This window comes from Stappia sp. TSB10GB4 (assembly GCF_900185745.1).
Taxonomy (GTDB): Bacteria; Pseudomonadota; Alphaproteobacteria; order Rhizobiales; family Stappiaceae; genus Stappia.
The window spans coordinates 16783-40168 of record NZ_FYAV01000061.1 but is presented as its reverse complement, the minus strand read 5'-3'; the positions used below and the strand labels follow the sequence as shown (position 1 = coordinate 40168).

The 23386-nt window shown below is 68.1% G+C and carries 21 protein-coding genes, 1 tRNA gene and 1 other RNA gene; 16 read left to right on the top strand and 7 right to left on the bottom strand.

Annotation, left to right across the window (positions count from 1 at the left end; genetic code table 11):
- Positions 1-90 precede the first annotated feature (90 nt).
- The 7 genes from TSB10GB4_RS18200 to TSB10GB4_RS18170 all read left to right on the top strand — a co-directional run bounded on the left by TSB10GB4_RS18200 (position 91) and on the right by TSB10GB4_RS18170 (position 6114).
- Positions 91-501, top strand: coding sequence for a helix-turn-helix domain-containing protein (locus TSB10GB4_RS18200; RefSeq protein WP_186396913.1), 411 nt, complete (start codon positions 91-93; stop codon positions 499-501).
- A gap of 8 nt (positions 502-509) precedes the next feature.
- Positions 510-1046 (top strand): GNAT family N-acetyltransferase, encoded by a 537-nt coding sequence (locus tag TSB10GB4_RS18195; RefSeq protein WP_186396912.1) that lies wholly within the window; start codon positions 510-512, stop codon positions 1044-1046.
- Positions 1047-1071: 25 nt separating this feature from the next.
- Complete coding sequence (gene fghA, locus TSB10GB4_RS18190; protein WP_186396911.1) at positions 1072-1914, top strand: S-formylglutathione hydrolase; 843 nt, start codon at positions 1072-1074, stop codon at positions 1912-1914.
- 274 nt (positions 1915-2188) lie between these two features.
- Positions 2189-3358 (top strand): FtsH protease activity modulator HflK, encoded by a 1170-nt coding sequence (gene hflK, locus TSB10GB4_RS18185; protein WP_186386213.1) that lies wholly within the window; start codon positions 2189-2191, stop codon positions 3356-3358.
- The gene (gene hflC, locus TSB10GB4_RS18180) at positions 3358-4290 is read left to right on the top strand and encodes a protease modulator HflC (RefSeq protein WP_186386214.1); all 933 of its coding nucleotides are present in this window, start codon (positions 3358-3360) and stop codon (positions 4288-4290) included. Before hflK ends, hflC begins: the two co-directional genes overlap by 1 nt.
- On the top strand, positions 4287-4472 hold the full coding sequence (locus tag TSB10GB4_RS18175; RefSeq protein ID WP_186386215.1) for a DUF2065 domain-containing protein: 186 nt from the start codon (positions 4287-4289) through the stop codon (positions 4470-4472). Before hflC ends, TSB10GB4_RS18175 begins: the two co-directional genes overlap by 4 nt.
- Positions 4473-4590: 118 nt before the next feature.
- Positions 4591-6114 carry a DegQ family serine endoprotease gene (locus TSB10GB4_RS18170; protein ID WP_186386216.1) on the top strand — a complete coding sequence of 508 codons (1524 nt, stop codon included), beginning with the start codon at positions 4591-4593 and terminating at the stop codon, positions 6112-6114.
- 78 nt (positions 6115-6192) lie between these two features.
- Here TSB10GB4_RS18170 and serB read toward each other — a convergent pair whose 3' ends face one another.
- Positions 6193-7092 carry a phosphoserine phosphatase SerB gene (gene serB / locus TSB10GB4_RS18165; RefSeq protein WP_186396910.1) on the bottom strand — a complete coding sequence of 300 codons (900 nt, stop codon included), beginning with the start codon at positions 7090-7092 and terminating at the stop codon, positions 6193-6195.
- Between the two features lie 32 nt (positions 7093-7124).
- Between serB and miaA the strand changes: the two genes are divergently transcribed.
- Together miaA and TSB10GB4_RS18155 are read left to right on the top strand one after the other, a co-directional pair.
- Entirely contained in the window at positions 7125-8036 is a 912-nt protein-coding gene (miaA, locus tag TSB10GB4_RS18160) for a tRNA (adenosine(37)-N6)-dimethylallyltransferase MiaA (protein WP_186396909.1), read from the top strand.
- Positions 8037-8298: 262 nt separating this feature from the next.
- A complete protein-coding gene (locus tag TSB10GB4_RS18155) occupies positions 8299-8835 on the top strand; it encodes a GNAT family N-acetyltransferase (protein WP_186396908.1) in 537 nt (178 codons plus the stop codon).
- 107 nt (positions 8836-8942) lie between these two features.
- On the opposite strand, the gene TSB10GB4_RS18150 is transcribed toward TSB10GB4_RS18155, so the two are convergent.
- The 3 genes from TSB10GB4_RS18150 to TSB10GB4_RS18140 form a co-directional block, all read right to left on the bottom strand.
- Entirely contained in the window at positions 8943-10490 is a 1548-nt protein-coding gene (locus tag TSB10GB4_RS18150) for a 2-isopropylmalate synthase (protein ID WP_186396907.1), read from the bottom strand.
- A 468-nt stretch (positions 10491-10958) separates the two neighbouring features.
- Entirely contained in the window at positions 10959-11531 is a 573-nt protein-coding gene (gene ilvN, locus TSB10GB4_RS18145) for an acetolactate synthase small subunit (protein WP_186386223.1), read from the bottom strand.
- Positions 11532-11550: 19 nt separating this feature from the next.
- Positions 11551-13317: an acetolactate synthase 3 large subunit gene (locus TSB10GB4_RS18140; RefSeq protein WP_186396906.1), complete on the bottom strand. Its 1767-nt coding sequence runs from the start codon at positions 13315-13317 to the stop codon at positions 11551-11553.
- 777 nt (positions 13318-14094) lie between these two features.
- On the opposite strand from TSB10GB4_RS18140, the gene TSB10GB4_RS18135 reads away from it, so the two are divergent.
- The 3 genes from TSB10GB4_RS18135 to TSB10GB4_RS18125 all read left to right on the top strand — a co-directional run bounded on the left by TSB10GB4_RS18135 (position 14095) and on the right by TSB10GB4_RS18125 (position 16119).
- Positions 14095-14170: transfer RNA gene (locus tag TSB10GB4_RS18135), tRNA-Lys, on the top strand.
- Between the two features lie 264 nt (positions 14171-14434).
- Entirely contained in the window at positions 14435-15361 is a 927-nt protein-coding gene (locus TSB10GB4_RS18130) for an ABC transporter ATP-binding protein (RefSeq protein ID WP_186396905.1), read from the top strand.
- Positions 15358-16119 carry an ABC transporter permease gene (locus TSB10GB4_RS18125; protein ID WP_186386226.1) on the top strand — a complete coding sequence of 254 codons (762 nt, stop codon included), beginning with the start codon at positions 15358-15360 and terminating at the stop codon, positions 16117-16119. The genes TSB10GB4_RS18130 and TSB10GB4_RS18125 overlap by 4 nt, the downstream gene beginning before the upstream one ends.
- Before the next feature lie 52 nt (positions 16120-16171).
- On the opposite strand, the gene TSB10GB4_RS18120 is transcribed toward TSB10GB4_RS18125, so the two are convergent.
- Positions 16172-16966, bottom strand: a complete 795-nt coding sequence (locus TSB10GB4_RS18120) for a thymidylate synthase (RefSeq protein ID WP_186396904.1) — start codon at positions 16964-16966, stop codon at positions 16172-16174.
- Positions 16967-17080: 114 nt separating this feature from the next.
- Positions 17081-17587, bottom strand: a complete 507-nt coding sequence (locus tag TSB10GB4_RS18115) for a YHS domain-containing (seleno)protein (protein ID WP_208984865.1) — start codon at positions 17585-17587, stop codon at positions 17081-17083.
- 160 nt (positions 17588-17747) lie between these two features.
- Between TSB10GB4_RS18115 and ssrA the strand changes: the two genes are divergently transcribed.
- The 4 genes from ssrA (at position 17748) to TSB10GB4_RS18095 (ending at position 19472) form a co-directional block, all read left to right on the top strand.
- Positions 17748-18115: a transfer-messenger RNA gene (gene ssrA / locus TSB10GB4_RS18110) on the top strand.
- Positions 18116-18355: 240 nt separating this feature from the next.
- Entirely contained in the window at positions 18356-18955 is a 600-nt protein-coding gene (locus TSB10GB4_RS18105) for an SspB family protein (protein WP_186386227.1), read from the top strand.
- A gap of 46 nt (positions 18956-19001) precedes the next feature.
- The gene (locus TSB10GB4_RS18100; protein ID WP_186396903.1) at positions 19002-19232 is read left to right on the top strand and encodes a DUF4169 family protein; all 231 of its coding nucleotides are present in this window, start codon (positions 19002-19004) and stop codon (positions 19230-19232) included.
- Positions 19233-19235: 3 nt separating this feature from the next.
- A complete protein-coding gene (locus TSB10GB4_RS18095) occupies positions 19236-19472 on the top strand; it encodes a ribbon-helix-helix domain-containing protein (protein WP_186386229.1) in 237 nt (78 codons plus the stop codon).
- A gap of 1 nt (position 19473) precedes the next feature.
- Here TSB10GB4_RS18095 and TSB10GB4_RS18090 read toward each other — a convergent pair whose 3' ends face one another.
- Positions 19474-23358, bottom strand: a complete 3885-nt coding sequence (locus TSB10GB4_RS18090) for an AsmA family protein (RefSeq protein ID WP_186396902.1) — start codon at positions 23356-23358, stop codon at positions 19474-19476.
- Positions 23359-23386 lie beyond the last annotated feature (28 nt).

Here is a 23386-nt window from a genome sequence, read left to right as displayed (position 1 = left end):
CGGGAGCGGACGAAGCCTTCCGGCCCGCATCACGCCCCGCCTGCGGGGCCGGCCGTCTCCACGGCCACACAAGACCACTCGGGGGGAACGATGAGCGAAACCGGAACCATGTGGGCCGAGCCCCGTGACGGCGACAGCATCGGCGGGCGCATCCGCCGTGCACGCGAGGCGGCGAACTTCTCCTCCGCCCAGCTCGCCCGGCGCCTCGGCGTCAAGACCGCAACCGTCAGCGCCTGGGAAACCGGACGCTCCGAGCCCCGCGCCAACCGGCTGACCATGCTGGCCGGCTTTCTCGGCGTCAGCCCCACCTGGCTGCTCTACGGCCTCGGCGACGCGCCCGCCGAGACGCCGCTCGCCAGCGAAATGGCGCTGATCGCCTCGAGCCTCAAGCTGCTGCGCGAGACGCATGAGCGCACCGGCGAGGCGCTCGCCCGGCTGGAGGCGCAGGTCGAGCAGATCGGCCGGCTGATCGGCAAGGACACGCAGGGTCCCGGCGCGTGAGCGCAGCCATGACCAGCCCCACGTTCGAAGTCCCCGCCCTTCCGGCAATTGCCGGCCGGGCTCCCCTTACCGCCTTCTGGGCGGAGATGGACGCGCTCACGCCGCGCCAGCTCCATGACCTGCTGCGCCTGCGCGTCGATATCTTCGTGGTCGAACAGGCCTGCCCCTATCCGGAGATCGACGGCCGCGATCCGCACGCCCGTCATCTTCTGGTCACCGCTCCCGGCGAGGGCGGCGCTGGCGACACGGAGCTTGCCGCCTGCCTGCGCCTGCTGCGACCGGACGCGCCGGGAGCCCCGCTGCGCATCGGCCGCATCGTCGTTGCCCCGGCCTGGCGCGGCACCGGCCTTGGCGACTATCTGATGCGCGCCGCTCTTGCCGAAGCCCGGCGCATTGCACCAGGCCATCCGCAGGCGCTGTCGGCGCAGGCGCATCTGACCACCTTCTATGCCGCGCACGGTTTCGTGCCGGTATCCGAGACCTATCTGGAAGACGGGATCCCGCATGTCGACATGCTGCGCGATCCCGCTTGCCACGACACCTGATCCCCTCACGCGAGAGCCGATATCCATGACCCTCGACCTCATCTCCTCCGCCCGCGCCTTCGGCGGCGAGCAGCGCGTCTACCGCCATGCCTCCGCCGCCACCGGCACGGACATGGAATTCGCCGCCTTCCTGCCGGCCGAGGCGCTGCGCGGCGAGGCCTGCCCGACGCTCTTCTATCTCTCCGGCCTCACCTGCACCTGGGAGAACGCCACCACCAAGGCCGGCTACCAGCGCCTTGCCGCCGAATACGGATTGATCCTCGTCGCCCCGGACACCAGCCCGCGCGGCGAGGGCGTCGCCAATGACGCCGCCTACGACCTCGGCCAGGGCGCCGGCTTCTATATCGACGCGACTGAGGCGCCCTGGGCGCCGCATTTCGCGATGGAAAGCTATGTTGCGCGCGAGCTCTTCGACCTCGTCTCGGCCGAGCTGCCGGTGTGGGAGGGCGCCGTCGGCGTCACCGGCCATTCGATGGGCGGCCACGGCGCCTTGACCCTTGCGATGAAGCATCCCGACCGCTTCCGCTCGGTCTCGGCCTTCGCTCCGATCGTCAATCCGCTCGACTGCCCCTGGGGCGAAAAGGCCTTCACCGCCTATCTCGGCGCGGACCGCACGGCCTGGGCCGCGCACGACGCCTGCCACCTCGTCGAGCATACCGGCTGGTCCGGCGACATCCTGATCGACCAGGGCAGCGCCGACGGCTTCCTCGAAGAGCAGCTCAAGCCCTGGGCGTTCGAGCGGGCCTGCCACAAGGCCGGCGTCGACCTCACCCTGCGCATGCAGGGCGGCTACGACCACTCCTATTATTTCATCTCCACCTTCCTTGCCGATCACGTCGCCTGGCATGCCGCGCGCCTGACCGGCTGAGGCGGGAGGGTTCCTTGTTCCAGGCGGCGGCCTTCGCCGCCCGGAGGCGTCGGACGGCTGCGCCAATTCGTCACCGCCTCGTGCGAACGGCGGTTTCCCGCCGGTCGCACATTGACATCGCGCCCTGCCATCGCCAATTCCACGAGGTGATGTATCCGCCGGCTTTCGTTGAAAGCCGGGGCCAATCTCCCTATAACCCGACTAGGCCCGTGTGGCGTGTCGACGAACAACCGGAAACGGTACGGTGCCGTTTCCCCAGTGTAAGGATGTCTTGATGCCTTGGAGCAACCAGAACGGTGGCGGCGGCTGGAAGGGCGGCGGGGGCGGTGGCCCCTGGGGCGGTTCCGGCGGTGGCGGTCCCTGGGGGGGCGGTCCGCAGCGCGGCGGTGGCGGCGGTGGCAACCCGCCGGATCTGGAAGAGCTGCTCAAACGCAGCCAGAACACCCTGAAGACGGTGCTGCCCGGCGGCGGCAATCTCGGCTTCAAGGGCATCCTTCTCGCGGTGATCATCGCCGCCGGCGTCTGGCTCGCCACCGGCTTCTACCGGGTCGAGCAGGGCCAGGTCGGTGTCGAGCTGGTCTTCGGCGAGGTCACCAACCAGACCGCTCCCGGCCTGAACTACAACTGGCCCTATCCGGTCGGCGCCGTCTACACGCCGGAAGTCCTGCGCATCCGCGAACTGACCGTCGGCATGCGCGAGACCGTCAGCGGCAACCGCGTCACCACGCAGGATGTCGCCGAGGAAAGCCTGATGCTGACCGGCGACGAGAACATCGTCGATGTCGACTTCAAGGTGCAGTGGCGCATCCGGAACACGCCGGAGGGCGTCTCCAACTTCCTGTTCAACATCCAGGACCCGGATGGAACGGTGAAGGCGGTCGCCGAAAGCGCCATGCGCGAAGTGGTCGGCGAGAGCAACATCGACGCCATTCTCGGCGAGAACCGCACGCCCATCCAGGTCGCGGTGCAGAGCCTGATGCAGACCGCGCTCGACACTTACGGCGCCGGCGTCGAGGTCACCCAGGTCCAGATGCAGAAGGTCGACCCGCCGCAGCAGGTCATCGAGGCCTTCCGCGACGTGCAGGCCGCGCGCGCCGACCAGGAGCGCATCCAGAACGAGGCCCAGGCCTATGCCAACCGCGTCGTGCCGGAGGCCCGAGGCGAGGCGGCCCGCCTGCTTGAAGCAGCCAACGCCTATCGCGACCAGACGGTCGCCGAGGCCAACGGTCAGGCGCAGCGCTTCGTCAAGATCCTGGACGAGTACCAGAAGGCTCCGTCCGTGACCCGCGAGCGTCTCTATCTGGAGACGATCGAGCAGGTTCTCGGCCGCAACGCCAAGATCATCATCGACGAGGGCACCAGCGGCTCGGGCGTCGTGCCCTATCTGCCGCTCGACCAGCTCAACCGAAACCAGGGCGCCGCCCGCAGCGGAGGCAACCAGTGATGAAGAACGGTATTTTCGGGATCGGCGGCATTATCGTCGCCGTCGCAGCGCTCGCCTTCTACCTGTCCGTGTTCATCGTCAACCCGGCCCAGCAGGCCTTGGTGCTGCAGTTCGGCGAGATCAAGCGGGCCGAGCAGGAGCCGGGCCTGAAGTTCAAGATCCCCTTCGTCCAGAACGTGGTCTATTTCGACAAGCGCGTGCTCGACCTGAACATGCCGCTGATCGAGCCGATCCTGTTCGACAAGAAGCGGCTGGTGGTGGACGCCTTCGCGCGCTACCGCATCACCGATCCGGTCCTGTTCTTCCAGACGGTGAACAACACCAGCGAGGCCAATCAGCGCCTGTCCACCTTCCTGCAGTCGAGCCTGCGTTCGGTGCTCGCCCGCGCCACCTTCGTGCAGATGGTGCGTGACGACCGCGCCGGGCTGATGGACCAGATCCGTCAGGACGTCGCCGCCCGCGCCGCGCCGATCGGCATCGAGGTGGTGGATGTGAAGATCCGCCGCGCCGACCTGCCGCAGACCAACTCCGATGCGGTGTTCCGCCGCATGCAGACGGAGCGTCAGCGGGAGGCGACGGAGATCCGTGCGCAGGGCGCCGAGCAGGCGCAGCGTATCCGCTCGCGCGCCGACCGCGACTCCACCGTCATCGTCGCCGAAGCCAATCGCGACGCCGAGGTGATCCGCGGTGACGGCGATGCGGAGCGGAACCGCATCTTCGCCGAGGCCTTCAACCGCGATCCGGAGTTCTTCAGCTTCTATCGCTCGATGCAGGCCTATTCGGAAGGCCTCAAGACCGGCGACACCTCGATGGTGCTGTCGCCGACCTCGGAGTTCTTCCGCTACTTCCGCGATCCCAGCGGACGCAACCAGCCGCAGCCGCCCGCCGCCACCGGCGAGGCGCCGGTGGCCCGGGGTCCGCTCGCCCAGTGAGCGACCTGTGGGTTGCGCTTGGCCTCGTCCTGGCTCTCGAGGGGGCGCTTTATGCGCTCGCCCCGGGAGCCATGAAACAGGCGATCCGGCAGATGCTGGAACTGCCGGACGGGGTCTTGCGGACGGGCGGACTGATTGCCGCCATAATCGGCGTCTTCATCGTCTGGCTCGTCCGCGGATAGCCTTGCGCGGAAATCGGACGTAGGTTTGCCGGGGGTCGGCCGGGGCGCATTGCGCTCCGTCCGGCTGCAAGAGACAGCGGGGCACCGGACCCCGAACCCAGATGGAGGACAACGGCCTATGGCCCTGTTGAACACCGACCCGCGTCAGGCCGGCCCGTCCGGCAAGGCCGGCACCCGCCGCATCGCGCAGCGTCTCGCCGCGGCCGCCCTTGCCCTTGCCCTCGCCGTTCCCGCCGCCGTGGTCGACCACCGCGCCGCACGCGCCCAGGCGCCCGAATCGATCCCGGACCTCGCCGAGTCCCTGCTCGATGCGGTGGTCAACATCTCGACCGCACAGAACGTCACCGCGCAGCGCTCCGTGCCGCTGCCGCAGGTGCCGGAAGGCTCGCCCTTCCAGGAGTTCTTCGACGAGTTCTTCAACCGTCAGAACCGCGACAATGCCCGCCCGCGCCGGGTGCAGTCGCTCGGCTCGGGCTTCGTCATCGACGGCGAACAGGGCATCATCGTCACCAACAATCACGTGATCGAGGGGGCCGACGAGATCACCGCCAACTTCAACGACGGCAGCAAGCTTGTCGCCGAGGTGATCGGCCGCGACAGCAAGACCGACATCGCCGTGCTGAAGGTGACCTCGCCGACACCGCTGAAAGCCGTGTCCTTCGGCGATTCGCGCGCCCTGCGCGTCGGCGAATGGGTGATGGCGATCGGCAACCCCTTCGGCCTCGGCGGCACGGTCACCACCGGCATCGTCTCGGCCCGCAACCGCAACATCAATTCCGGCCCTTACGACAACTACATCCAGACCGACGCCTCCATCAACCGGGGCAATTCCGGCGGCCCGCTGTTCAACCGCAACGGCGAGGTGATCGGCATCAACACCGCGATCATCTCCCCCTCCGGCGGCTCCATCGGCATCGGCTTCTCGATTCCCTCCGAGATCGCCACCAGGGTCATCGCCCAGTTGCGCGAGTTCGGCGAGACCCGCCGCGGCTGGCTCGGCGTGCGCATCCAGGAAGTCACCGACGAGATCGCCGAGAGCCTCGGCATGGACAAGGCCGAAGGCGCGCTGATCGCCGGCATCACCGAGGGCGGACCGGCCGAGGAGGCCGGTTTCGAGGCCGGCGACGTGGTGATCGAGTTCAACGGCGCCCGCGTTCCGGCCATGCATGACCTGCCGCGCATGGTCGCCGACACGCCGGTCGGCGAGGAAGTCTCGGTCGTCGTCCTGCGCAAGGGCGAGGAGGTCACGCTCCAGGTCAAGCTCGGCCGCCTCGAGGAGGCCGACGCCTCCGCTGCCGCCGACAGCACGGCTCCCTCCGACCAGGCCCCGGCCACCGACACCCCGACCGTGCTCGGGATGACGCTGTCCACCCTCACCGACGAGTTGCGCAGCCAGTATTCGATCGCCGCCGACGTCAAGGGCGTCGTCGTCACCGCCGTCGAAGATGGCTCGGGCGCTGCCGAAAAGCGCATCGCTGCCGGCGACGTGATCGTCGAGGTGGCGCAGGAGACCGTTACCGACCCGGCCGATATCATCGCCCGCATCGAGGCCCTGAAGGGCGAGAGCCGCCGCCTGGCGCTGTTCCTCATTGCCAATGCGCAAGGCGAGGTCCGCTTCATCCCGCTCTCCATCGAGCAGTAGGACCGCGACCCCGCCCCGAAGACACGAAGGCCGCGGGTTCGCCCGCGGCCTTTTTTCCGGTCCCTCGAAAAGCGCGATTCAGCCGGCGGCGAACTCGCCGGCCCGGTAACCCTGGAAGTAGAGCAGCGCGGTCAGGTCGCCATGGTCGACCCTCGCGTCGGCCGCCGCCGCCACTGCCGGCTTGGCCCGATAGGCAACGCCCAGCCCGGCACGCTCGATCATCGCCAGGTCGTTGGCCCCGTCGCCGACGGCCACCGACGCCTCCGCCTCGATCCCCTTCTCCACGAGCAGTTCCTCCAGCCGCTGCCGCTTGGCCTCGCGCCCGAGGATCGGCTCGCCCACCTTGCCGGTCAGCCGTCCCTCGGCAATACCCAGCGTGTTGGCCCGGTTCTCGTGGAAGCCGAGCTGCGCCGCGATCTGCGACGTGAAGGCCGTGAAGCCGCCGGAGACCAGCGCGCAATAGGCGCCATGCGCCCGCATCGTCCCGACCAGTTCGCGCGCGCCGGGCGTCAGGGTGATCTGCGACTTCAGCACCTCGCCGATCACCTCTTCCCCGAGGCCGGCCAGCATCGCCGCGCGCTCGCGCAGGGCCGGCTCGAACTCCAGCTCGCCCCGCATCGCCCGTTCGGTGATCGCCGCGATCACGTCCTTCTTGCCGACGGCGGCGGCCAGTTCGTCGATGCATTCCTGGCCGATCATGGTGGAATCCATGTCGGCGATCAGCAGGCGCTTGCGTCGGCCCTCGCGCTTCTGCACAAGGACGTCGACGGGCGCGTCCGCCAGCACCTGGCGCAAGGCCGCGTCGAACTCGCCGGCATGCGCCGGATCGCCGTCGACGGCAAGGTCGCAGGCGATGCCGGCGGCGAGCCAGTCGGCGGCAGCGGCGCCCACGGGCAGCACATGCAGCGCCCGCGCGACGAGCGTCTCGTCGAGGACCGGGCGCAAGGGATTGGCGACAAGGGTTGCGACGAGCGACATCGTGAGGCGCCTTGAAAGGGAATGAGGAAGACGTGGCGAAACCGGTGACGTTGATAGCCGGACCCACGGCAAGCGGCAAGTCGGCGCTGGCCCTGGACCTGGCGGAGCGCGATGGCGGCTGGATCGTCAACGCCGACAGCATGCAGGTCTATGCCGATCTCGACGTGCTCACCGCCCGCCCCTCGCCGGCGGATCTCGCCCGGGCACCGCACCGCCTCTACGGCCATGTCGATGCCGCCGAGCCCTGGTCCGTCGCCCGCTGGCTGCAGGACATCGCCAAGGTGCTGGACGAGGCGCGCACCGCCGGGCGGCCGCTGATCATCGTCGGCGGCACCGGCCTCTATTTCCGCGCCCTTGCCGGCGGCCTGTCCGCCGTGCCGCCGATCCCGGAGGAGATCCGCACCCGCCTGCGTGCCGAGGCGGCAGGCACGCCCGCCGGCGCGCTGCACCAAAGGCTGGCCGAGGTGGATCCGCCGATGGCCGCGCGGCTCGAGCCCGGCGACACCCAGCGCCTCCTGCGCGCCCTGGAAGTGGTGGAGGCGACCGGCCGTTCGCTCGCCTATTGGCAGCGGCAGCAGGGGCCGGTTCTGGTCGGACCGGAGGCTGCCCGTGTCGTTCTCGCCCCGCCGCGTCCCTGGCTGCACGCGCGCATCGCCGACCGCTTCCGCGCCATGGTCGATCAGGGCGCCATGGAGGAAGCCCGCCGCCTGCTGGCCCGCGAGCTCGACCCGGACCTGCCGGCGATGAAGGCCATCGGCCTGCGCGAGCTTGGCCGCCTTGCGCCCGACCTTGCCGGGCTGGACCCGGCCATCGACAAGGCGACCACCGAGACCCGCCGCTATGCCAAGCGACAGGAGACCTTCTTCAGAGGCCAGCTCGGCGACTGGCCCCGCCTCGATCCGGCGGACGCCGCCGCCTGGCACCGCTTTCTGCGTGGAGAATAGCGGGCGCCACAGCCTTTGATTGCAATGTCATCATTTGCCCATAAACTCCATCTATGGAGTTCCCGCTCGCCACGCCCCGGTGCATTCCGGCCACGGTTCGGCGGGCTCTGTCCGGCGCATCCCATCATGCGCCACCCCGCCCGACGCGGCGCAGATCGCGCGGGTTGTCTTCCGGAGGAAGGGCCGACAGGTCCCGATCCCGCCAGACCGTCTTTTACGGACACCACGCCCTCCACGGGCGCTGGACCGCAAGGAGAGAGACATGGCGGACACTGCGATACTCGAGACACCACGCCTGCGGCTTGCCGCCTTCACGCCAGCCGACGTGGGCGATCTCCATACCCTGCACAGCGATGAGAACGTCAACCGCTTCCTCGCCTCCCACGAGGCGATCCGCTCGCGCGAGGACGCCGAGCAGCACCTGCGCGACTATATCGAGGGTCAGGACCACCGCGGCTTCAGCCAGTGGAAGGCGACCCTGCGCGATGGCGGCTTTGCCGGCCGGGCGGGCTTCTCCGTCTTCCCCGAAACCTCGGAAGTGGCGCTGAGCATCTGCCTGAAGCCGCAGTTCTGGGGCAAGGGCTATGCCTCGGAACTGGCCGGCGCCCTGGTGACCTGGTTCTTCGAACGCACCTATTTCACCCACCTCATCGCCTTCGTCGCCGCCGGCAACGATCCGGCCCGCCGCATGGTGGAAAGCATCGGCTTTTCGATACGCCAGCGCATGGTGGTCGACGGCAACGTCTTCGACTGCCTGCAGGTGCTCTCGCCCGCCCTTGCCCGCTACGCCCGCGCCTGACAGCGCGGGTCGGAGAGGCAATCCGGCCACCAACGAAATGCAAAAGCCCCCGGCGGATCGCTCCGCCGGGGGCTTTGTCATGGGGCAAGTCCGGTCAGGCCGGCGGCTCAGACGGCGCGCAATTCCTGATGGTCCGGCTTGCTCTGGCGGGCGATCAGCCGGTTGAGCGCCGAGATATAGGCGCGGGCCGAGGCCACCAGCGTGTCGGTGTCCGCGCCCTTGCCGGTCGCCATGCGGCCGTTCGACTCGAGCCGGACGGACACCTCCGCCTGCGCGTCGGTCCCTTCCGTCACCGCATGCACCTGGTAGAGCGACAGGCGCGCGTCATGCGGCACGATGGCCTTGATCGCGTTGAAGGTGGCGTCGATCGGGCCGTCGCCGGTGCATTCGCGGGTCTCGTGGCGGCCGTTGACGTCGAGCGTCAGGATCGCCTTGCCGGCGGCGCCGGTGCCGGCGATGACGGTCAGCGCGATGACCTTGATCTGCTCGCCCTGGGTCGCGATCTCGTTCTCGACCAGCGCTTCGATGTCCTCGTCATAGACATGCTTCTTGCGGTCGGCGAGGTCCTTGAACCGGCGGAAGGCATCCTCGAAGGCGTTGTCGCCGATCTCGTAGCCCAGTTCCTCCAGCTTCTGGCGGAAGGCGTGGCGGCCGGAATGCTTGCCCATCACCAGCGAGGTGGCCTTCACGCCGACATCCTCGGGTCGCATGATCTCGTAGGTCTCGGCATTCTTCAGCATGCCGTCCTGGTGGATGCCGCTTTCATGCGCGAAGGCGTTCTTGCCGACGATCGCCTTGTTGAACTGGACCGGGAAGCCGGAAACGGCCGAGACCAGCTTGGAGGCGCGGGTGAGGTAGCGCGGCTCGACGGCGCAGCCATAGGGCAGCACGTCGGAGCGGGTGCGGATCGCCATGACGATCTCTTCCAGCGCCGCATTGCCGGCACGCTCGCCGAGGCCGTTGATCGTGCATTCGATCTGCCGCGCGCCGCCGGCGACACCGGCCAGCGAGTTGGCGACGGCGAGGCCCAGGTCATTGTGGCAATGCACGGAGAAGATCGCCTTGTCCGCATCCGGCACCCGGGCGCGGATCTGCTCGAACATCGACTTGTACTCGTCCGGCGTCGCATAGCCGACCGTGTCCGGCAGGTTGATCGTGCTGGCGCCGGCGCGGATCGCCGCCTCGACGCAGCGGCACAAATATTCGATCGGCGTGCGGGTGGCGTCCATCGCCGACCATTCCACGTCGTCGATCAGGTTGCGCGCCCGGCCGACCGTATCGGTGATGATGTCGAGCACCTGCGCCTCGGTCTTCTTCATCTGGTGCTCCAGATGGATCGGCGAGGTGGAGACGAAGGTGTGGATGCGGCCGCGCTCGGCATGGCGCACGGCCTCGCCGGCCCGGTCGATATCGGCATGGATGGCACGGGCAAGGCCCGCGATCACCGAACGCTTGGTGCGCTTGGCGATCTCGGAGACCGCCTCGAAGTCGCCGTTGGAGGCGATCGGAAAGCCCGCCTCGATGATGTCGACGCCCATGTCGTCGAGGATCTCGGCCACCTGCAGCTTCTCCTCCAGCGTCATGGAGGCGCCGGGCGACTGCTCGCCGTCGCGCAAGGTGGTGTCGAAAATGAAGATCTGGTCCTGGGCAGACATTATCCGTTTCCCTTCGGGTCGGGCCCTGCGCCGCTCGCGTGTCCATGGGGCGCGGGCCGAAAATGCATCGGTCGGTGAAGGTTTCGTCCCCTGAGCGCCCGCCTCCGTTCCGCTGGGAGGCAGCCGGTGCTCAGGGGCAGATAAGGAGAAGGAGGCCGCCGCGACGCAGGGCTCCGCCGCGCGTCATGCGCGCGTCGATCGCAAAAGCGGCAGATGTGCCAGCGGCGATCATGCGGTTCGTCCAGTCCTTGCGTCTCGCCCGTCCGTTGCGGGCCGGTGGCACGGGAAGCTGCGCCAAGCTTGCGCAAGATGTCCCGAAAGAAGCGTTAATGCACCAAGGTGGTATCCGATCGTCCGCGCGCTTGCAAGATCCTTGCGCGGACTTTCATGGATCTCGCGCGGCAGGTGTGCCCACGGGACGGAACAGGGTGGGGTCAGGGCGGGATCGCTCCCGCCCTCTCCGCACTGTCAGATGCCTTCCGGGCCGCGCTGCAGCGCCGCGACGCCGGAGCGCGAGACTTCCACCAGGCCGAGCGGCTTCAGGATGGCGATGAACTGCTCCACCTTGTTGGTCCGCCCGGTGATCTCGAAGACGAAATGCTCCGCCGTCGCGTCGATCACGGTGGCGCGGAACGCATCCGCCAGCCGCAGCGCCTCCAGCCGCTTCTCGCCGATGCCGGCCACCTTGATCAGGGCCAGCTCCCGCTCCAGCGGCTTCTCGAAATTGCGCCGCCGCGCCTCCACCGTCAGATTGGTCACCCGGTGCACCGGCACCAGCCGCTCGAGCTGGTGGTGGATCTGCTCGATCACCATCGGCGTGCCGGTGGTGACGATGGTGATCCGCGACAGGTGCTTCTCGTGCTCGGTCTCCGAGACGGTCAGGCTGTCGATGTTGTAGCCCCGGCCCGAGAACAGGCCGATGACGCGGGCAAGCACGCCCGGCTCGTTGTCGACCAGCACCGAAAGCGTGTGGCTCTCGACCGGCTCGACCACCTCGGCCATGAAATAGGCGGAGGGCGCATTGAGGTTCTGTGCGTTCATCTCGTTCGTCTCCGCGATCTCAGACCAGCGCCTTGCCGGCCGCGCCGATGGCTTTCGCCACCGCCTCGTCATTGGCCTCGTCGGGCAGCAGCATCTCGTTATGCGCCTTGCCCGAGGGGATCATCGGGAAGCAGTTGGCAAGGTTGGCCACCCGGCAGTCGAAGATCACCGGCTTCGGCGTCTCGATCATCTCCTGGATGGCGCCGTCGAGATCGCCCGGCTTGTCGACGATGATGCCGTGGCCGCCGAAGGCCTCCGCCAGCTTCACGAAGTCCGGCAGGCTGTCCATGTAGGAATGCGACAGCCGGTTGCCATGCAGCAACTGCTGCCACTGGCGCACCATGCCCATGTACTGGTTGTTGAGGATGAAGACCTTCACCGGCAAGCCGAACTGCACCGCCGTCGACATCTCCTGGATGTTCATCAGGATCGAGGCGTCGCCCGCGATGTCGATGCACAGCGCGTCCGGATGCGCCACCTGCGCGCCGATCGCCGCCGGCAGGCCGTAGCCCATCGTGCCGAGCCCGCCCGAGGTCAGCCAGCGGTTCGGCGCCTCGAAGCCGAAGAACTGGGCCGCCCACATCTGGTGCTGGCCGACCTCCGTGGACACGAAGGTCTTTCGCCCCTTGGTCGCCTCGTAGAGCCGCTGGATGGCGTATTGCGGCATGATGATGTCGTCCGACGGCCGGTAGGCGAGCGAGTTGCGCCCGCGCCAGCGGTCGATCTGCTCCCACCACGCCTTCAGGCCGGCGGCGTCGAGCTTGTGCCCGCCGGTCCGCCACAGCCGCACCATGTCCTCCAGCACATGGGCGACGTCGCCGATGATCGGAATGTCGACCTTGACCGTCTTGTTGATCGAGGACGGGTCGATGTCGATATGCACCTTCAGCGACTTCGGCGAGAAGGCGTCGAGCCGGCCGGTGATGCGGTCGTCGAAGCGCGCGCCGATGCAGATCATGACGTCGCAGTCGTGCATCGCCATGTTGGCTTCATAGGTGCCGTGCATGCCGAGCATGCCCAGCCACTGCTTGCCGGAGGCCGGATAGGCGCCGAGCCCCATCAGCGTCGAGGTGATCGGCGCGCCGGTCAGTTGCACCAGCTCGCGCAGGAGCTGGGTCGCCGCCGGGCCGGAATTGACGACGCCGCCGCCGGTATAGAGGATCGGCTTCTTCGCCCGCGCCAGCAGCTCGACCGCATGGCGGATCGCCTCGATGTCGCCCTTGACCTTCGGCCGGTACGACTTGTGGGCGATGTTGGTCGGCGGCTCGTAGATGCCGGTGGCGAACTGGATGTCCTTCGGCACGTCGATGACGACCGGCCCCGGACGGCCGGTGGTCGCGACATAGAAGGCCTCGTGCAGGATGCGCGGCAGGTCCTCGATCCGCTTCACCAGCCAGTTGTGCTTGGTGCAGGGGCGGGTGATGCCGACCGTGTCGCATTCCTGGAAGGCGTCGCTGCCGATCAGATGCGTCGGCACCTGGCCGGTGATGCAGACGAGCGGGATGGAATCGAGCAGCGCGTCGGTCAGCGCGGTGACCATGTTGGTCGCGCCCGGGCCGGAGGTGACCAGCACGACGCCCGGCTTGCCGGTCGAGCGGGCATAGCCCTCGGCGGCGTGGCCGGCGCCCTGCTCGTGGCGCACGAGAACGTGCTCGATGTCGTCCTGCTGGATGATCTCGTCATAGATCGGAAGCACGGCACCGCCGGGATACCCGAACACATGCTTGACCCCCTGGTCCTTGAGTGCCTGCAGCACCATTTCGGCGCCGGTCATCTCGCGCTTCATCGTTCCTGTCCTCGATCGTCGCGGCGTCCTCGCCCCGACCGCTTCGTTTCCGTCATCCGCCACGTCGTCCCGCGCAAGTCAGGTCCGGGCGCCCTCCGGCATGCGGCCAATAAAAAAGGCCTCCGGTGGAGGCCTTGCGCGCGCTGAGCTGTCTGGGAACCCGAGTGTTACCTCGTCCCGGCCGCGCGCGCCCCGCATACAAGAATGAGCCCGATGCTCTTCGTCACGTCAAATCCGTCCTGTCCGGCGGTGTTGCCAAAACCCGTCCTGAACCCGGCCCGTGGCCTGTCCGTCTGGGCAATCGGTCGGCGGACGCTGATGACAGGGTCATCTGGCGACTTACCCGATCCGACGCCGCGCAACCTAGACGCAGCGTCTGGCCCGGTCAAGCGCATTATCCGGAAATTTCGCAAAGCATCCTGCGGACTTGCCGAATCTTGCCAGCGCCCCGCGCGCCCGCCGATCACCCCGCGCGAGGTCGGCGCGCCCTCCCCGTTCCGCCGGCCTGCGCCCAGGTTCGCCCCCTCGCCCTCCCTGGTCAAAAGATATCCCCAGGGGCAAAGCCGCGGTTTTGCGCGCCAAAGGCCGCTTCCCCACCCCGTTTCAACGGCCAGTTCCACGACCGCCGAAAAGAAACTTGCATCTCCCGGCAAGCCTCTGTATACACCCGTCTCACAGCGGTCGGCGACACACGCTTTCCGCTGCGGGATGCTGTTGCAGCAAAGCCTGATCATCAGGATCGCATGCAGGGCAGTCCCGAACGGCCGCAAGGCTTGTGGGTGTATAGCTCAGTTGGTAGAGCAGCTGACTCTTAATCAGCCGGTCCTGGGTTCGAATCCCCGTGCACCCACCACTTCCTTCTCTCTGAAATCGCCGGAAAATTCGCCGGAAGGCGCGCGGGCTTCTCCCGTCAGCCGATCCGCGCGCGCGCCCTGGCGCATCGGGATGCGCGGCCCCGCGAGCCTCCCCGCCCCAATCTTTTTCCCCGCACGGGTTGGTTGAACCACCCGATCGTTCCTATATGGGTCGCAACCCCGGTTCGAGACGGCCTCCCCAACGCCGGTCGAGCCCGCATTGCCCCGCGCGTTCCCTTTCCCTCTCTCATCCGGCCCTGTTCATGGCACCCATCCTTTCCATTTCCGATCTGTCGAAGACCTATGACACCGGCTTTCAGGCGCTGAAAACCGTGTCGCTCGAGATCGAGAAGGGCGAGATCTTTGCCCTTCTCGGCCCCAACGGCGCCGGCAAGACGACGCTCATCAGCATCGTCTGCGGCATCGTCAATGCCTCGTCGGGCACCGTCACGGTGGATGGCAACGACATCGTCCGCGACTACCGCGCCGCCCGCTCCCTGATCGGCCTCGTGCCGCAGGAACTCACCACCGACGCCTTCGAGTCGGTCTGGGCGACCGTCTCCTTCAGCCGCGGCCTGTTCGGCAAGCCCAAGGCCCCGGAGATCGTGGAAAAGGTGCTGCGCGACCTCTCCTTGTGGGACAAGAAGGACAGCAAGCTCGTCACCCTGTCGGGCGGCATGAAGCGCCGCGTGCTGATCGCCAAGGCGCTCGCCCACGAGCCGCGCGTGCTGTTCCTCGACGAGCCGACCGCCGGCGTCGATGTGGAGCTGCGCCGCGACATGTGGCGGGTGATCCGCGAATTGCGCGACACCGGCGTCACCATCATCCTCACCACCCATTACATCGAGGAGGCGGAGGAGATGGCCGACCGGGTCGGCGTCATCAACAAGGGCGAGATCGTCCTTGTCGAGGAAAAGGCCGAACTGATGCGCAAGCTCGGCCGCAAGCAACTGGCCCTGCACCTCGCCGTCCCTCTCGCCGCCGTGCCGGGCGGGCTTTCGGCGCACAATCTCGAACTCTCCGAGGGCGGGGAGGAGCTGATCTATACCTACGACACGACGGGCGAGCGCACCGGCATCACCACCCTGCTGCAGGACCTCAACGCCGCCGGCATCCGCTTCCGCGACCTGCAGACCCGGCAGAGTTCGCTGGAGGAGATCTTCGTCAACCTGGTGAGGACGCCGTCATGAACATCCATGCCATCAAGGCGATCTACAGGTTCGAGATGGCCCGCACCGGCCGCACCCTGTTCCAGAGCATCGTCTCCCCGGTCATCTCCACCTCGCTCTATTTCGTGGTCTTCGGCGCGGCCATCGGCTCGCGCATCGCTGAGGTCGACGGCGTCAGCTACGGCGCCTTCATCGTGCCCGGCCTGATCATGCTGTCGCTGCTGACCCAGAGCGTGTCGAACGCCTCGTTCGGCATCTATTTCCCGCGCTTCACCGGCACGATCTACGAGGTGCTCTCCGCCCCGGTCTCCTATCTGGAGATCGTCATCGCCTATGTCGGGGCGGCGGCGACGAAGGCGATCATCGTCGGGCTGATCATCCTGGCGACGGCCGCGCTCTTCGTGCCGCTGGAGATCCAGCATCCGGGCTGGATGCTGCTGTTCCTGCTGCTGACGGCGGTCACCTTCTCGCTGCTCGGCTTCATCATCGGCATCTGGGCGGACAATTTCGAGAAGCTGCAATTCGTGCCGATGCTGATCATCACGCCGCTCGCCTTTCTCGGCGGCAGCTTCTATTCGATCTCGATGCTGCCGCCCTTCTGGCAGAAGGTGACCCTGTTCAACCCGGTGGTCTATCTGATCAGCGGCTTCCGCTGGAGCTTCTACGGACAGGCCGATGTCGGCGTCGGCGTCAGCCTCGCCATGACGCTGCTGTTCCTCGGGCTCTGCCTTGCGGTGATCTGGTGGATCTTCCGCACCGGTTACCGGCTGAAGTCCTGACCTTCGAAAGTGGTGCGGGCCGCAAGGCGGCCCGCCCGTCGGCGCCTTGCGCTCAGACGGCGACCGCCGCCTTGATATGCGGGTGCGGGTCGTAGCCGGTGAGCTCGAAGTCCTCGTAGCGGAAGGCGAAGAGGTCGGTCACCGCCTCGTTGATCTTCATCTGCGGCAGCGGCCTTGGCGCGCGCGACAGTTGCTCCTTCGCCTGCTCCAGGTGGTTCAGGTACAGATGCGCATCGCCGAACGTGTGGATGAACTCGCCCGGCGCGTAGCCCGTCACCTTGGCCACCATCATCGTCAGCAGCGCATAGGAGGCGATGTTGAACGGCACGCCGAGGAAGACATCGGCCGAGCGCTGGTAGAGCTGGCAGGACAGCCGCCCCTCGGCGACATAGAACTGGAACAAGGCGTGGCAGGGCGGCAGCGCCATCTCGTCGACCAGCGCCGGGTTCCAGGCCGAGACGATCAGCCGGCGGCTGTCCGGCGTCTTGCGGATCTGCTCCAGCAGCTTGGCGATCTGGTCGATGGACGAGCCGTCCGGCGCCGGCCAGGAGCGCCACTGATAGCCATAGACCGGGCCGAGATCGCCGGTCTCGTCGGCCCATTCGTCCCAGATCCGCACGCCGTGGTCGTTGAGGTAGCGGATATTGGTGTCGCCGGCCAGGAACCACAGCAATTCGTGGATGATCGACTTCAGGTGCAGCTTCTTGGTCGTCACCATCGGGAAGCCGTCGGCAAGGTCGAAGCGCATCTGGTGGCCGAACACGGAGAGGGTTCCCGTGCCGGTCCGGTCGGTCTTCTTCACGCCCTCGTCGAGGATGCGCTGCATCAGCTCGTGATAGTTCCGCACGCTGCCGTCCGCCTGCCGATTCTGTTCCGCGCCATCGTCGCCCGGCCGCAAGCCGAGGGCAAGCACGCCGGCGCCCCCGTCCCTGCAATCCACCGGCCGGCGCGTCGGCAGGGTTCAGTTCCCGGCGGTGAGCCCCGGCCAATGGGTCTCGGCCTTGCCGATGAACCCGGCCGCGTCCTTGCGCCAGCGCGCCTGGATATTGCCGTTGTAGTTGAGGTAGAGCCGGCCATCGACGATGTCCCAGTTGTTCGGGTCGCCCTTGGAGAGCTTGCCCTGCGCGATCGCCCAGGCGCAGTAACCACCATAGGCGGGAGCATATTTCTCCGGCTCGGCCAGGAACGTCTCGCGGTTTGCCGCGCTGGCAAAGCGCCATGTCGCGCCGCGATACGCGGCCGCGATCTCGGCCCTCCCCTTTACCGGGCGGCCTTGCGTGAAATAGGCGACAGGATCGTAGCCGCCCACGGCCACACCCTCGACCAAGCCGGTATAGACGGGGCCGGTATCGCTGCTGCCGCCGAGGCCGAACCAGCCGGCACTGGCCGTTCCCGTCGCAAGCAGCACGGCGGCAGCCGCCAGCATCGCACGCCTGCGCGAAACGCCGCCCGAACGCTTCCGTGTCATCTGCCTGTCCTCCGCGCTGCCCCGCACCTTGACCGGGTCGATGCTTTTTAGCGCAGGTACCGGCTCCCCTGCCAATGACGTCGCCTCACAAGCCCGCGATGGCGCGCGCGCCCCAGCGCATACGACAAGTTTTCCAAGGGGACAGACGAGTTGGCGCAGGCCCCTTTTCAGCCGCCCTCCCTGCCCCTATATTCGGAGTGCCGGCGCAAGCCGGCTATGGCGATAAACGGACTTCGGAATAAGCCTATCGGACCCGGGGGCGGTACCCGGCGCCTCCACCCAAGCCCGCCGCACGATCTGTTGGTCGGCGGGTTTCGGCGGGGGCGAAATAGGATCGACGAGGGTGTAAAGGTCGTTCTTTTGCTCGGCATGGTTCCGCCGTTATCGGGCCGTCTCAATAGTTGCAAATGACAACTATGCTATGGACAACGCTGTCGCCGCGTAATGCGGTGCCGGTAGTCCTTTAAGCCCTGGCGGTTAGCCCCGTCAGGCGGGGTCCGGAGGCACCTGGCAACAGAAGCCTCCACTCGATTTCCGCCTGGCCTCGGCCCGCCTGACCCGCGCCCCGCCTGGCTCGCGCATGGGCAAGCGGCGGCGCCTTGAGGCCGGCGATGGCGGCGTCCAGCGGCTCGCCCTCGCGAAAAAAAGCGGGGCAAGGGGCAAAAGGCCGGTGCAAGCACCGATCGGCGCTTTTCATTCTCCCCTGCGCAAGCCATGTTGGGCGCGACCTGATTCACACTTTCAGATTCTCACGCTCAGTTAAGTGCGATGGCCGAAGACCTGATCCGCTACGATATCGTCATTCAGGACGCCCTGCGCGGTGCCGTCCGCAAGATCCTCTCCGAGGTCGGCCGCGTCGGCCTGCCGGGCGAGCATCATTTCTATATCGCCTTCGACACCACCGCTCCGGGCGTGCGCATCTCCTCGCGGCTGCATGAGCGCTATCCGAAGGAGATGACCATCGTCCTGCAGCATCAGTTCTGGGACCTTGCCATCGGCGAGCACGCCTTCGAGGTCGGCCTCTCCTTCGGCGGCATCCCCGAAAAGCTGTTCGTCCCCTTCTCCGCCATCAAGGGCTTCTTCGACCCGTCCGTCCAGTTCGCGCTCGAGTTCGAGCCTGGCAAGACGGCCGAGGAACTCCCCGAGGAACTGGTCGAGGCGGCCCGCGAACAGGAGCGGGCGGAGGCCACGCTCGCCAGCGTCGAGAAAACGACGGTTGACGCGAAATTGGACAAGGTTTCGCAAGTTCACAGCAAAAATTTGCAAAATTCTGATCAACCCGAAAAGCCGGTGTCCAAAGAGGACAAGTCCGGCGAGCCGGGCGGCGCCGATGTGGTCTCGCTCGACGCCTTTCGCAAGAAGACCTGAGGATCGGCCGGACCGCGCAAGCAGCTCCGACCGCGAAGGACGGATGATGAGCGGGGATATCGTCAATCTGAGGCAGGCGCGAAAAGCGCGCGCGCGGCGCGACAAGGACGAGAAGGCAGCGGCCAACCGCAGCCTGTTCGGCCGCACCAAAGCCGAGAAAACCCGCGATCGCACGCTTGCCGAGGCGGCCGCGCGCCACGTCGAGGGCCATCGCCGCGAGCTCTCTCCGGCGGACACGCCCGGCGGGGACAGTTCGGGCAAGGGAGAGAACGGCTAGCCCATGCTCGCCAAGCGCTCCCTGACCCTGCACGGCCACCGCACCAGTCTGGCGCTCGAGCCGGAGTTCTGGGAGGTGCTGGAGGAAATGGCCGAGGCCGGGAATATCAGCCTTCCTGCCCTGGTCGCCCGCATCGATGATGCGCGCGAAATTGAGACGGTGGGCGGCGGCGACCTGCCATCGTCCTTGTCCTCGGCCCTGCGGGTTGCCGCCCTCGCCCATTGCCGGGCCAAGGCCTGACTCACTGGTCCGGCGTTCTGCCAATGAAAACAGGGGGTTCGAGCGGCGGCAGCAGCGGCATCGGCTGACCCCTGCCCGGTTCCGCACCCGCCGTTCCCGTGCTTCCCGGATCGTCCAATGCCCGCCGGATGCGCTCGCCGAAGCTCGCGGCCGGCGTTGGCTCTGCTGCTGGCTGCCCGCCCTGTTGTCCCCGCCGCCGCTCGGCTGCGGCCCGTTCCGCCGCCTTGCGCGCCTCCTCGGCTTTCCGGGCCGCCCCGGCTTTCCTTGCCTCCTCGGCTTTCCTCGCCTCCTCGGCCTTGCGGGCGTCGTTCGCCTTGCGCGCCTCCTCGGCCTTGCGAGCCTCTTCGGCCTTGCGCGCCTCTTCGGCTTTCCGCGCCTCCTCGGCCCTGCGGGCTTCGTCCGCCTTGCGCGCCTCCTCGTCCAGCAACTGCCGCTCCTGCCGGCGCTTTTCCTCGCGCTGCCGCCGCATTTCCCGCATCAATCGGTCGCGCTCGGTGATCTCGGCCTGCAGTTCCTCCACCCGGCGCACCTCCTGTTCGAAGGCGCGCAGGGTCAGGAAGGCGGTGAAGGGGGCGATGTCGATGGTGCGCTGCGGCTCGGCCAGCGGCCCGGCGAAGACGAGGCCCACCTGCGCCTCCGCTCCGGTCACCGCCTCCTCGCCCGGATCGACCCGCAGCGAGAAATCGCTCTGCAGGCTCAAGGCCTTGAGGTCGATCTGGGCATTCCCGAACACCCGTGCCTCGCGGTTGTCGACCCGCGCATTGCTGATCCGCGCGACCCCGCCCGCGATCGAGGCGCTCGCCTCCAGTTCCGCGAAGGGCAGCACGCCGGCGTCGAGATGGCTGGCGAAGGCGGTGCGGATCGCTGCGTCGTTGAGATCGAGCCCGGCATCCACCGCGCGGATCACCAGCGCGAAGGCCTCCGGGTTGAGGCCGCGGATTTCCCCGTTCTCGACGCGAAGCGTGCCCCCGCCCGAAAGGCTGGAGACGATGCCGGCGAGCGAGCGGCCGCTGCCCTCGATGTCGAGATTGATGTTCGCCGCGCCCGTCGCCACCGGACGCCCAGCGCGCCGCCAGACCAGTTCCTCCAGCCGCGCCCCGTCGAGATGCAGCGAGGCGGTCATCCCCGCCTGCCCGCCCGAGCGCTTCAGCGTGTAGGCGCCCGTCAATCCTCCGCCGGCAAAGCCGGCCTTGCTGACATCGAGCGACAGCGCATCGTCCTTCAGCGACAGCCGCGCGGCGACATCGCTGGCCGGCGGCAGCGGCGCCAGACCCATCCGCCGCGCCGTGACGTCGAGCGACAAATCCACGCCCGAGACGACCGGCGGTCCGAAGGCCGCTTCCGACCACGTGCCCCCGGTGGAGGCTGCGAGTTGGTCGGAGCCGAGCAGCAGGTCGCTGAGCTCGGAAATATCGAGTTCCGACAAGGAGATGGTGCCTCTGACCTGCGGGTCGAGGCTGGCCATGGCGCGGCGCAGGTCGACGCGCAGATCCGCATCGAGCCGCAGGCCCGCGACATCGCCGGACAGGCCCGACAGGGTGAACCTGTCCCCCTCGCCCTCCAGCGTCGCCGCCAGGTCGACGGCCGCGGTCGAGGCATCGAGCGAGGGCAGCCGCCCGGTCAACAGCGCCACGGGCACCAGGTCCGGCGCGCGCACGGCAAGGTCGGCCGTATAGCGGCTATCCCCGCTCGCCGGCAGGGCGAGCCGGCCGACCCCGCTCAGCACCGCTTCGCCAAGATAGAGCCGGGCATGCCCCTCCAGTCCGTCCTCGGCAATCCCCGCCGCGCCGATCTCCACCCGCGCCTCGCCGAGACTGCCGACCGGCAGCAACGTCGCACCGACTTGCTCCAGCAGGTCGCCCGCCTCCGGCGCCGCAAAGCTCGCCTCGAAATCCACCGTCGCGGCGCGCCAGTCGTCGAGCCGGCCATCGAGACCAAGGTTCACATCGATTGCGGTACCACCGATCGTGCCGCGCGCCACAAGGCTCGCCAGCGTACCGGCCGCCGCGCCGCCGCGGTTCGCCTCGCCCTCGAAGCTCAGCTTCAGATCCGCCGGCGCAAAGGCTCCCGGCCGGGCGGCGAAGCTCCGCACCGCGCGATTGTCCGGCGCCAGAGCCAGCAGCAGCGCCGCGACGCCGTCGAGCCGCTCGGCGTCGACATCCAGTTCCAGCGCACCCGACGGCGCCGTCGACAGCCGCTCGATCCGCCCGTTGGCGCCGAGGCGCGCGCCGGACAGGTCGGCGACCTGCGCCTCGTCGATCACCAGCGTGTCGTCGCGATAGGACGCCCGCAGCCGCGTTGCAGCGGCCGACAGCGTGCCGAAATCGACCCGTTCGGCGAACAGGCGCAGCACCAGTTCGGTGCCGGTGCCGGCGATGCCGGCCGCCAGTCCCTGCTCCCGGCCGAGGAACAGACGGGCAAGCTGGGCCACCTGATTGCCGTCGATGCGCTTGGCATCGAGATCCGCCTCGAAGACCGGCGTGCCGCCCTCCGGCGCCGACCAGGAGAGCGCGCCCTGGCCGCTGTCCTCGCCGATCTCGAACAGCAGGTCGGTCAGCGCAACATGGCCCGGCGCGGCGTCGAGCCGGCTTTCCAGGGCAAAGGGCATCGCCGCGATCCCGCTTGCCCCGTTCTTGCGCCACCAGTCGGCAAAGGCGACCGGCTGCGCCACCGAGGCCGCGAAGCTGCCCCGGAACGCCGGCTCCGGCTGCAGGCCGAGATCGCCGCGCACGAGGAACTCGGTCCGGCCGGGCATCCGCCCCGAAAGCTCGGCAATCCGCCAGCCGCTGGCCAGGCGATCCGCCTTGAGCAACACGTCCTGGGTCAGCCCGCCGCCGGACAGGAAGCTGGGCACGGACAGTTCGACATGGCCGTCGAGGGGCGGGTGCGGCAGCCCGCGCAGTGCCGCCAGCAGCGTCGCTCCCGTCTCCGCCGCCGCCAGCGGATCCGTCGGCCCGCGGCCGGAAATGCGATCGAGGTCGATCTGCCGGGCCGTCGCCTTGACGTCGAAGCGATAGGGCTCGGCGAGCGTGATCTCCGCCCCGCCCTCCAGCGTCACCGGCCGTTCCTCGAGACCGTAGCGGAAACTGGCCTCGCTCAGGGCCAGCCGGACGATGTCGAGGGCGAACCGCCCCTCGCTGCGCCAGGCCTGCCGAGCCTCCTCGGCGGGCGTCACGGAGGCGAGCGTGTAGGCACCCTCATAGCCCGGGCGGCTGTCCGACAGGGTCAGCGTGCCGTCCATCACCAGGTCGACAGGCACGGAAACCGGCGTCACTCCGGCGCGCAGGCGCAAGCCCCCGGCCGGATCGCGGCGGCCGGTCGCCAGCACGACGGTTGCCCGCTGGCCGTTCAGGCTCGCCATGCCGTCCAGCTTGAACGGCCCCAGCATCGAGCGGGCGGTGACCAGCAGGTCGATATTCTCGATCTTGTGGTTCTGCCCGTTTCGCGCGTCGATCACCGTCAGTTCGCCGTCGCGGATCGAGGCCTGCTCCAGCATCACCAGGTCCGGATCGACCTCGGAAATCAACCCGTTGCGGGAGCGGGCGGTGAACCAGTCGAGCCGCCCCTGCTCGTCGATCGACAGGCGCAGGCTCGGCCGCTCCATCGTCAGGTCGATGATCCGCACCTCGCCCTTCAGCAGCGGCGGCAGTTCGATGCGCATCTCGAAGCGGCGCACCGCCAGCAGCGGGTCTTCCGGCTCGCCGACCCGCACGTCCGAGAAGGTCAGGGTCGGCGTCGGCAGCAGGCGCATCTCCGCCTCGCCCATCACCGCGACGCGGTGACCGAGCAACTGCTCGCCATAGCGCTCGAACGTGGTGCGATAGGCCGTCCAGTCGATGAGGAACGGCCCGACCAGCGCTGCCAGCAGCACCGCGATCACGGCCACGCCGATCGTGATGTAGATCGAATTCAGC